Here is an 8,720-nt window from a genome sequence, read left to right as displayed (position 1 = left end):
GGGGACACGGACGCGGATGGGGCCGGTGTCGAGTCGCCCGTGACGCCGCGCGAGCGCAGCCGCCGCTCGGTGCGCAATTTCGAGATCGACCGAACCATCAGCCACAGCAAGCTGAGCGGTGGTGGCGTCAAGCGCCTGACGGTGGCGGTGGTGGTGGACGATCGCCGTGTCGTCGGTCCGGACGGCAGGGAATCGGTCGAGCCGCGCAGTCAGGAGGAACTGGACCGCTATACCGCGCTGGTACGCGATGCCGTCGGCTTCAACGCCGAGCGGGGGGACAGCATCAATGTGGTGAACGCCGCCTTCGCTCCGGCCCAGCCGATGCCGGAACCGCAGCCGGCGCCGGTCTGGGAGCAGTCCTGGTTGTGGCACGCGGCGCGGTTGCTGTTGGGTGCCGGCGCCCTGGCCGCGGTGGTGCTCGGTGTGTTGCGGCCGATGCTGCGCAGCGTGCGTCAGGCCGGTGCGCAGGTCATCGCCAGCACGGCGGCTCCGGCCACCGGTCGTCTGTCCGCCCCGGCCGAGCAGCCCGCCGAACCGGCCCGCCTGCCGGCGCCGCAGGCTGCCGAGCTGCCGGAGTTGAGCGAGCAGGACCCGCGCCGGGTCATGCAGGTGATGCGCAACTGGATGTCCGCCGATGCCTGAGCCGCTTCGTCTGTCCGGCGCCGAGCGTTCGGCCATCCTCATCATGGCGCTTGGCGAGCGCAAGGCCGCCGAGGTGCTGCGGCAGATGGAGCCGAAGGAGGTGCAGCGTATCGGCAGCGCCATGACACGCCTGGGGGGGATCAGCCGCGCGCAGGTGGACGCGGTGTTGCAGGAGTTCGGCCTGGCGGTTCAAAGCGATGCCATGCTGACGGTCGGCGTGGAGGACTACCTGCGCAACGTGATGGTCGGCGCGCTGGGCGAGCAGAAGGCACGCGGGATCCTGGACCGGGTTTTGGAGGGCGGCGACGATGCCCTGGGCGGTCTCAAGTGGATGGATCCGAAATCCATCGCCGTTGTGTTGCGGTGCGAGCATCCGCAGGTGGCGGCCCTGGCGCTGGCCTCGATCGAGGCCGACCAGGCGGCGCTGGTGCTCGGATTGCTGCCACCGGACCTGCGGGCCGACATCGTGGCGCGTATCGCGACGCTGGACGAGTTGCAGCCGGCCGCGCTGGCCGAGGTGCGGGCCATCCTCGAGCAGCACTTCTACAGCAAGGTCGACGTCAAGTCGGCCCAGGTGGGCGGCATCAAGAGCGCCGCCGGCATCGTCAGCCGTCTCGATCCGGCCACCGGCAACACGCTGCTGGAGGAGTTGCGCGAGGCGGACGAAGGCCTGGAACAGCGCATACAGGACAACCTGATCCTGTTCGAGCATCTGATCGACGTAGACGACAAGGGGCTGCAAGCCCTGTTGCGCGAGACCACGTCCGAAGTGCTGCTGGTTGCGCTCAAGGGCGCCGATCCGGCATTGCGCGACCGTTTCTTCAAGAACATGTCCAAACGCGCGGCGGAAATGCTGCGCGAGGACATGCAGCTGCGCGGCCCGGTGCGCCTGGCCGAAGTGGAGGAGGCGCAGAAGGACATGCTGGCCGCCGCCCGCCGCCTGGCCGAGGCCGGCACCATCCGCCTGGGCAAGGGAGGCGGCGACTTTGTCGAGTAAGGCGTTCCAGCGCTGGCAGGCGGCCAGCGCTACCAGCACCGCCGACCCGCAGGAGCTGGAACGGCTGCGCGAGGCGGCGCGGGAGGCCGGCTTCGCCGCCGGGCTGGAGCAGGGACTGGCCGCCGGCCGGGAGCGTGTCGAGGCTCAGCAGGCGGCTGACGGCGAGCGACTGGCCGCCCTCCTGGAAAGCCTGGCGGCACCACTGGTGAATCTGGAGCAGGAATTGCTCGACAGCCTGCAAACGCTGGCCCTGGCGCTGGCGCGGCAGGTCGTGCGCGGCGAGCTGACCGCCGTGCCGGCCCGCATTGTCGACCTGGTGCGCGCGGGTGTGGCGGCGCTGCCGGCCACCGCGCGGCAAATCACCGTGCACCTGCATCCGGAGGACGTGGACCTGGTGCGCAGCCTGGCCCGGCGCGGGCGCAACGATGCGCGCTGGGAACTGCTGGCCGACGCCGGCGTGCAGCGTGGCGGCTGTCGCATCAGTACCGAGGCATCGGAAGTCGACCTGACGCTCGACACGCGTCTGCGCGAGGCCTACGACCGGCTGCTCGAGGTGGGTGGCGCATGAATGCCGCCGTGCAGCAGCGCCTGGCCGCGCAGCTGAGCGATCGTGCCGGGCAGTTGCACAGCCCGCCGCCGATCCAGGTCGAGGGCAAGCTCACGCGCATGGTCGGGCTCACGCTGGAGGCCATCGGCCTGCCCGCGGTCATCGGCAGCCGCTGCAGTGTGCGCCAGCCGGGCGCCGCCGACATCGAGGCCGAGGTGGTCGGTTTTTCCGGCGAGTTCATGTACCTGATGCCGATCGACCCGATTCAGGGCCTGGGGCCGAACGCCCGCGTCATGCCACTGCGCCACGGCGCGCTGGCGCCGGTCGGCCCGGCGCTGCTGGGACGGGTGCTGGACGGCGCCGGCCGGCCGCTGGACGGCAAGGGGCCGATCCGTGCCGAGCGCCACGTGCCGCTGACCGGCACGCCGCTGAACCCGCTCGGCCGCCCGCCCATCCGGCAGCCGCTGGATGTCGGCGTGCGCAGCGTCAACGCGCTGCTGACGGTCGGTCGGGGCCAGCGCATGGGCCTGTTTGCCGGCAGCGGCGTCGGCAAGAGCGTGCTGCTGGGCATGATGACCCGCTACACCGCTGCCGACGTGACCGTGGTCGGCCTGATCGGTGAGCGCGGGCGCGAGGTCAACGAGTTCGTCACCTCCATCCTGGGTCCGGAAGGCCTCAAGCGGGCGGTGGTGGTCACCGCGCCGGCCGACACCACGGCCTTGCAGCGCCTGCAGGGGGCCATGCTGGCGACCGCCATCGCCGAGTACTTCCGCGATCAGGGCCTGAACGTGCTGCTGCTGGTCGACTCGCTCACGCGCGTGGCGCATGCGCAGCGCGAGATCGCCCTGTCGGTGGGCGAGCCGCCGGCCACCAAGGGCTATCCGCCGTCGGTGTTCGCCCGCCTGCCGGCGCTGATCGAGCGCGCCGGCACCGCGCCCGGCGGGGGTTCCATCACCGCCTTCTATACCGTGCTGACCGAGGGCGATGACCCGAACGACCCGGTCGCCGACTCGGCGCGGGCCATCCTCGACGGTCATATCGTGCTCAGCCGCGACATTGCCGAATCGGGCCTGTACCCGGCCATCGACATGGAAGCCTCGGTCAGCCGCCTGATGGTGGAGCTGGCCGGCGACGGCCAGCAGCAGGCGGCGCGGCGCTTTCGTCAGCTGTACTCGGCCTATCGCCAGAACCGCGACCTGGTGGCGGTGGGCGCCTACCAGGCCGGTGCCGATCCGCTGCTCGACCAGGCCTTGCAGATGCAGCCGCGCCTGATCGAGTTCCTGCGCCAGGACCTGCGCCAGGGTGCCGACCACGCGGCCAGCGTGGCGGCCCTGGAGGCCCTGTGTGCGGTGGATCCCGGGGGTGACGCGTGAGCCGCCTGGCGCGTCTGCAGGCGGTGCTGGGGCGCATGCGCGAGGTCGAGCGCCAGGCCGGCGAGCGCTTGGCGGCCGGCGAGGCGCAGCGCGCCGCGCACGCCCAGAGTCTGGCCGACTTGCACCGCTACGCCGGTGAGTACCGGTTGCGCGGCCAGGTGGGGGCGATCGCCGCCGGCTCGCTGCGCGAGCACCAGCAGTTCGTGGCGCGCCTGGAGCAGCTGGCGATCAGCCAGGAACAGGCGCTGCTGGCGGCCGAGCGAACCTGTGCGCAACTGCGTGCCGAATGGGTGTCTCAGCGCCAGCGCAGCGAGGGTCTGCAGCGGTTGATCGAACGTCAGCGGGCGCAAGGCCGCCAACGGCAGGAGCGCCAGGAGCAGCGGGCATTGGACGACTGGGTCAATGGCCGGCCACCGGTCGCAGCGCTCGGCGAGGTGTAGGCGAAACGGGTGCGTCAGGCCGGTCGGGGCGGTTGGCCCACCGTGTGCTTTATGTCACGGCGAGGGTGGTCCAGGGAGCGGGTTGACCGCAGTGACCGCCTCCAGTCGTAGAGGAAGCCCGAAGTGCAGACAGTCAGTTCCCTGGTACGTGCCGGCGCCGCCGGCGCGCCTGATATGCCGGTGTCGACCGGGATCGAAGGGGGTGAGTTTCCGGCGGCCGTCAGGCAGGCCATGCAGCCGTGGTCCGGCAAGCCGTTGCCGCCGGCCGGCGGCGACGCCTTGCCGCCGCCGGCCGAGGTCGACACGGCACTGCTGCCCATTGCGCCGGTGAGCCCTGACGGGGAGGGCGGTGATGCACCGGCGCGTTTCACGCCACTGCCGGAGCTGCCGCACGCCGACGGGCGGGCCGGGCTGCCCCAGGTGGCGGATGCGCTGCGGGACATCTCGGCCGGCCGAGCGGCGGCGCCGCCGGCCAAGGCCGCCGCCACACAGAGCGCGCTTGCCGAGTTTGTCGAAACCGCGCAGTCCGAACGGCCGGCGCCGGCCGGCGACAGACCGGCGAAAGCGGCCGCGCGCCGCGCGGCCGATGCGCCCGCCGTGCCGCCGCCGGACATGGCGGTGGTGTCCGACCCGGTGCTGCTTCCCGCGGCCACGCCGCTGGCCAATCCGCCGCCCCGTGCAGTGGCCGCCGAGGCCACCAGCAAGGCGCGCGAGAAGGTGGCACTCAGTCCGGCCGCCGAGCAGGCGCACGGCCTGATGGCGATGGAGCAGCCGGCGGCCCTGCCGGACTCGTCGGGACGGCCGGCCCTGCCTTCGCAGGCGGTGGCCGGTGGTGTGCGCCCCATGGCCGGCGCGCGGCCGGCCAGCGCGGCCGGGGAGGGCACCGTGTCGACGGCGCAGGCTGTCACCGTGGAGGCCGGTCCCACCGAACGGGTGCCGGTGGCCGACCTGCCGCCGCTGTCGACCGGGACCGACACCGGCCTTCTTGCCGCGCCGGCCCTGGCGCCGGCGGGTGTCGGTGTGCCGGCGCCGGCTGGTGGTGCCACGGTGCAGGTACCGGAGTTCAGCCTGGCAGCCACGCCGGGCAGCACGCAGTTCGGGACGGAGCTGCGCGAACGCGTGCTGTGGCTGGTGCGCGAGGGTATGCACGAGGCGCGGTTGCAGCTGAACCCGCGCGAGCTGGGGCCGGTGGAGGTGCGCCTGAGCGTCGGTGACGGCGCGGCGCAGGTCAGTTTCAGCGCCCAGCACGCCGGCACTGCCGCGGCGGTGCAGCAATCGCTGCCGCAGCTGCGCGAGCTGCTGGCCCAGCAGGGCCTGCAGCTGGGGCAGGCGTCGGTGTTCCATCAGCCGACCGGCGATGGCGACGCGGCCCGCCAGCAACAGGCGGCATCCGGCCAGCCGGGCTGGCACGGCGCCGGCGGGCAGGGATCGGAGGAGCTCGACGCGGCGCTGCCGGCTGCCCCGGCGCGGTTGCTCGGTCGCGGCCTGGTGGACGCCTACGCCTGAGCGGCGGACATGAAAAAACCGGCGCGGCTCCCGGGGGAAGCGGCGCCGGCGTCTGGATGAGGCCTGGCCTCAGGCCACGCGGGCCACCTCGGCGGATGCCGGCGATTCACCCAGCCAGTCCGGCCAGCCGGCGCGGCGGTTGGCCTCACGTGCCAGGGCCTGCTCCTCCGCAGTGGCGTGGTTCAGGTCCCAGTCCTTGAGGCGTGGCTGGATCAGCCGGGTCCAGATGGGCGGGAAGAACGCGGCGATGCCCCACAGCAGGATGTTGCGCATCTGCGGCCCCTGCGGACGCGGGGTGAGGGCGTAGAACGGCCGGTCCGGGTCCTGGTGGTGCTCGACGTGGTTGGTGATTTCGAGCCCGAGGATGCGCGTCACCGCCGACAGGTGATTCCAGGTGTGGCGGTCCTCGATCGGCCGGCCGGGCACGCGCAGCAGGCCGAAGTGCTGCAGGTAGTTGAGCGCCTCGCCCAGGATGCGCCCGCCGACCATGGCCGCCGCCTGGACCAGCAGGGCCGGCAGGCCGCCGGCCCAGTACATGCCCGCCAGCATGGCGGCGCTGAGCACCAGGCCCCACAGGATCTGGCTCTTCCAGTGCCACAGACCGTGGCCCTGGGCGGCCAGGCGGCGGCGCTCGTATTCGATTTCATCACGCGTGTTGCCCCAGATGCAGCGCGGCACGAAGCGGTACACCGACTCGCCGCGATGGGCGGTGTCGAAATCGCGTTCGGTGTCGAAGTAGAGGTGATGCGTGACCGTGTGCGAGATGTCGCGGTTCGGCGCGCCGATGACGGCGAAGCCGAGCTTGCCGATGAAGGCCGCCAGCGGGTTGTGGCGGTGCATCAGCTCGTGCGCGGCGCCGACGTTGGCGACCAGGCCGATCCAGATCAGCGCCAGGGCGCTGGCCAGCCACGGCAGTACCGGGCCGAGGGCCGGGTCGAAGCCGACGTGCGCGCGCCAGGCAAACGCGACGAAGGTGCCCAGCACCAACAGCATCTGCACGTAGATGACGACGTCGGCCAGGGCGCCGTTGGCGATGCGTCGCGGCGCGTAGTCCTGCGGCGACAGGGCATCGGCCAGTATCAGCAGCGGCAGCGTGCCGATGCCCAGCCACACCCAGTGACCACCCAGCACGAAGCCGGCGATGGCCGCCAGCGGCAGCAGGCAGTTGAGGTAGTAACGCAGGTAATCCATGACCATGTTCTCCAGCCTCGGTAATGCTTGTGTTGGTGTTCGGTCACATCCTGGCGACCGTGCGCCGACTTTGCTGCAGGCATTTCATGCTGTCAATCAGCGCCTTGCCGCCTGATAGCATGCGCGGATGTCCGTCCCGCCGTCCCTGCCGCCGCTGCCAATCGATTCGCTGTTGCCGGAACTGCTGGCCACGCTGGCCGGCCACGGTGCCGTGGTGCTGGAGGCGCCGCCAGGCGCCGGCAAGACCACCCAGGTGCCGCTGGCGCTGCTGAATGCGCCGTTTCTGGATGGGCGCCGGATCCTGCTGCTCGAACCCCGCCGGCTGGCGGCGCGGGCGGCGGCGCGGCGCATGGCCGGTCTGATCGGCGAGGCGCAGGGGCAAACGGTGGGCTACCGAACGCGCCTGGACAGTCGCGTGTCGGCGGCCACGCGCATCGAGGTGATCACCGAGGGCATCCTGACGCGCCTGCTGCAGGCCGACCCGGCGCTGTCCGACTACGGGCTGGTCATCTTCGACGAGTTTCACGAGCGCAGCCTGCAGGCCGACCTGGGTCTGGCCCTCGCGCAGCAGGCGCAGGCGCTGCTGCGGCCGGACCTGCGCCTGCTGGTGATGAGCGCCACGCTGGACGGCGCGGCCGTGGCCGAGCTGCTCGGTGGGGCGCCGCGCCTGACCAGCGCCGGGCGCAGTCATCCGGTCGAGGTGCGCTACCTGCCGGGCGACGGCGCGCTGGATTCGCGCCTGGCCGCGGCCGTCCACCGCGCGCTGGCGGAAACGGCCGGCAGCCTGCTGGTGTTCCTGCCCGGCACGCCGGAGATACGGCGCCTGGCCGCGCGCCTGGAGCGCGACGGCCTGCCGGCAGACGTGCGGGTCTGCCCGCTGTACGCCGGGCTCGATGCGGCCGCGCAGGACGCCGCCATCGCGCCGGCGCCGGCGGGTACGCGAAAGATCGTGCTGGCCACGCGTCTTGCCGAGAGCAGCCTCACGATCGACGGCATCGGTGTGGTCATCGACTCGGGCCTGAGCCGCCACACGCGCTTCAACCCGCGCACCGGCATGGACGGCCTGGTCACGGTGCCGGTGTCGCAGGCGGCCGCGGCGCAGCGCACCGGCCGCGCCGGGCGTCTGGGGCCGGGCGTGTGCTACCGCCTGTGGCGCGAGGCCGACCATGCCCGTCTGCCGGCGCACGAGCCGCCGGAGATTGCCGTGGCCGACCTGGCGCCGCTGGCGTTGGAGCTGGCCCTGTGGGGCGTGCGCGATCCGGCCGAGCTGGCCTGGCTGACGCCGCCGCCGGCGGCCCACCTGGCACAGGCGCGCGCACTGCTGCGGGCGCTGGGGGCGCTGGACCATGCGCACAAGGCCACCGGCCACGGTCGTGCCATGGCCGGCCTCGGTCTGCCGCCGCGCCTGGCGCACCTGCTGCTGGTCGGCAGTGGCGAGGACGCCTGCCTGCTGGCGGCGCTGCTGGCCGAGCGCGACAGCCTGCGTCGCACGCCCGGCCAGGCGCCGTCGGTGGACGTCGAACTGCGCCTGTCGGCGCTCAGAAGCGGCCGGGCCGGAGCGGACGTCGACCGCGCCGCGTTCGATGCCGTGCGCCGCCTGGCCCAGCGTCTGGCACGCCGTCGGCCGGCGGGTGGCCCCGGTGGTGACAGCGTCGGTGTGCTGCTGGCGCTGGCGTTTCCGGACCGTGTCGCCCAGCGACGCAGCCGCGGCAGCTATCGGCTGGCCAACGGTCGCGGTGCGGTGCTGGACGCGTCGGACGGCTTGGCCGGCGCGCCGTTTCTGGTGGTGGCCGAGCTGGACGACGTCGGCGACAACGCGCGCATACGTCTGGCCGCCGCCATCACCGGGGATGAACTCGGCACCGCGCTTGGCGCGCACATCGAGACCATCGAATCGGTTCGCCTGGACGCGGCAAGCGGCGCCGTGCAGGCGCGGCGCGTGCGGCGCCTGGGGGCGCTGGTGCTGGCCGAGGCGCCGCTGCCGCAGCCGTCGGCCGGGGCGGTGGCCGACGCCCTGCTGGAGG

Annotated in this window: 8 protein-coding genes; 7 read left to right on the top strand and 1 reads right to left on the bottom strand. The window is 72.8% G+C overall.

What is annotated here, in order from left to right; translation table 11 throughout:
- The 6 genes from ABYX71_RS08635 to ABYX71_RS08610 all read left to right on the top strand — a co-directional run.
- A partial coding sequence (locus tag ABYX71_RS08635) for a flagellar M-ring protein FliF C-terminal domain-containing protein (RefSeq protein WP_372696092.1) occupies positions 1 to 642 on the top strand: 642 nt, incomplete at its 5' end.
- Complete coding sequence (fliG, locus tag ABYX71_RS08630) at positions 635 to 1,639, top strand: flagellar motor switch protein FliG (protein WP_372696091.1); 1,005 nt, start codon at positions 635 to 637, stop codon at positions 1,637 to 1,639. The genes ABYX71_RS08635 and fliG, both read left to right, overlap by 8 nt.
- Positions 1,629 to 2,207, top strand: a complete 579-nt coding sequence (locus ABYX71_RS08625; protein ID WP_372696090.1) for a FliH/SctL family protein — start codon at positions 1,629 to 1,631, stop codon at positions 2,205 to 2,207. Before fliG ends, ABYX71_RS08625 begins: the two co-directional genes overlap by 11 nt.
- Positions 2,204 to 3,559, top strand: a complete 1,356-nt coding sequence (locus tag ABYX71_RS08620; protein ID WP_372696089.1) for a FliI/YscN family ATPase — start codon at positions 2,204 to 2,206, stop codon at positions 3,557 to 3,559. The genes ABYX71_RS08625 and ABYX71_RS08620 overlap by 4 nt, the downstream gene beginning before the upstream one ends.
- A complete protein-coding gene (fliJ, locus tag ABYX71_RS08615) occupies positions 3,556 to 3,999 on the top strand; it encodes a flagellar export protein FliJ (protein WP_372696088.1) in 444 nt (147 codons plus the stop codon). The genes ABYX71_RS08620 and fliJ overlap by 4 nt, the downstream gene beginning before the upstream one ends.
- A 123-nt stretch (positions 4,000 to 4,122) precedes the next feature.
- A complete protein-coding gene (locus tag ABYX71_RS08610) occupies positions 4,123 to 5,505 on the top strand; it encodes a flagellar hook-length control protein FliK (RefSeq protein ID WP_372696087.1) in 1,383 nt (460 codons plus the stop codon).
- A 69-nt stretch (positions 5,506 to 5,574) separates the two neighbouring features.
- Here the strand turns inward: ABYX71_RS08610 and ABYX71_RS08605 are convergent, their stop codons facing one another.
- The gene (locus ABYX71_RS08605; RefSeq protein ID WP_372696086.1) at positions 5,575 to 6,696 is read right to left on the bottom strand and encodes a fatty acid desaturase; all 1,122 of its coding nucleotides are present in this window, start codon (positions 6,694 to 6,696) and stop codon (positions 5,575 to 5,577) included.
- Between the two features lie 127 nt (positions 6,697 to 6,823).
- Between ABYX71_RS08605 and hrpB the strand changes: the two genes are divergently transcribed.
- Positions 6,824 to 8,720, top strand: a 1,897-nt coding sequence (gene hrpB / locus ABYX71_RS08600; protein ID WP_372696085.1) for an ATP-dependent helicase HrpB, incomplete at its 3' end; no start/stop codon positions are given.

The sequence above is a fragment of the Immundisolibacter sp. genome (assembly GCF_041625615.1).
Taxonomy (GTDB): domain Bacteria; phylum Pseudomonadota; class Gammaproteobacteria; order Immundisolibacterales; family Immundisolibacteraceae; genus Immundisolibacter.
Note: the sequence above shows the minus strand (reverse complement) of the source record. Positions and strands in the feature narration are given on the sequence as shown.

What these genes read in the sequence shown, in the direction of transcription:
- fliG (WP_372696091.1), top strand. Translation starts at nt 635, where the DNA reads ATGCCTGAGCCGCTTCGTCTGTCCGGCGCCGAGCGTTCGGCCATCCTC.
- ABYX71_RS08620 (WP_372696089.1), top strand. Translation starts at nt 2,204, where the DNA reads ATGAATGCCGCCGTGCAGCAGCGCCTGGCCGCGCAGCTGAGCGATCGT.
- ABYX71_RS08605 (WP_372696086.1), bottom strand. Translation starts at nt 6,696, where the DNA reads ATGGATTACCTGCGTTACTACCTCAACTGCCTGCTGCCGCTGGCGGCC.